The sequence below is a fragment of the Proteiniphilum sp. UBA1028 genome, assembly GCF_002316955.1.
Classification (GTDB): Bacteria; Bacteroidota; Bacteroidia; order Bacteroidales; family Dysgonomonadaceae; genus Proteiniphilum.
On the sequence record NZ_DCEN01000010.1, the window covers coordinates 1 to 584 of the forward strand.

1 protein-coding gene and 1 pseudogene are annotated in these 584 nt (G+C 46.7%); both read right to left on the reverse strand.

Annotation, left to right across the window (positions count from 1 at the left end):
• Window positions 1–308 (reverse strand): annotated as a pseudogene (locus B3Z75_RS01245) (RagB/SusD family nutrient uptake outer membrane protein); the annotation flags it as partial.
• Window positions 309–320: 12 nt separating this feature from the next.
• Window positions 321–584, reverse strand: a 264-nt coding sequence (locus B3Z75_RS01250) for a hypothetical protein (RefSeq protein ID WP_294066901.1), incomplete at its 5' end; no start/stop codon positions are given.

The window sequence follows — 584 nt, forward strand, 5'->3', positions numbered from 1 at the left end:
CCTCCGTATTGGGGGCCGTACTGCCCGAATTTATAGTTGGAGTATGAGATGCCGGCACCGCCTTCCGTGAAGATCATATCATCGGAGTAATTGGTGAGGGTAAAACGTACGTGTCCGATCTCCAGGTTATAGGAAAGAAGCTGGTAATAGGCGTTGGCCAGCCATTGCTCGGTATAGTCCCTGCTGTTGAAGATGCGTTCCAGGTCCTGCCGGTCGTTAAAATAACGCTCTACATCGAGGTAATCGGAGCAGGACAATACAAAGGCCCCGATGCAGATTATTACGCTGAATAGTATATTTTTTCTCATCTTTTTTTCTATTTAAATATTGACTGTTAACCCGAATGTAATTGTTTTCCCCAACGGATATTTCATGCCGTTGGAGCTTCCCATCTCCGGATCCCATAATTTGAATTTCGAAAAAGTCAGCAGGTTTTGCCCAATAATATGTATCCGCACCTTGTCCATAAACATCCGGGTAGTCAATACCTTGGGCAGGGTGTATCCCATCTCCAGCGTCTTCAGTCGAACGTAGGAGCCATCGCGTAACCAGTAGGTAGAAGCACGGTAGTTGTTGGCGTTGCC